Source organism: Candidatus Regiella insecticola LSR1 (assembly GCF_000143625.1).
Taxonomy (GTDB): domain Bacteria; phylum Pseudomonadota; class Gammaproteobacteria; order Enterobacterales; family Enterobacteriaceae; genus Regiella; species Regiella insecticola.
Map to the genome: position 1 here is coordinate 1 of NZ_GL379700.1, position 238 is coordinate 238.

Here is a 238-nt window from a genome sequence, read left to right on the forward strand (position 1 = left end):
TGGTGATCGCGCTGTGCTTCGCGCTCTGTCTGGTGCCGATCGCTCTGACTACCCGCACCAATGCGCGCCACATGTCGCCGGCGCCGATGGAACTGCGTTATTTTGTCGGCGCCATTCCCAAGGTGCTGGCCACCACGCTGGTGATCGGCATGGTCGTGGGCTCGTTTTACGGGCTGGCGCCGGTCTACGCCAGCCTGCAGTCCTTAACCACTCAGCAAACCGGCCTGTTCATGGCGCT

1 pseudogene is annotated in these 238 nt (G+C 63.0%); it reads left to right on the forward strand.

The features are described from left to right. Positions 1-238, forward strand: a pseudogene (locus REG_RS09550) (MFS transporter); the annotation flags it as partial.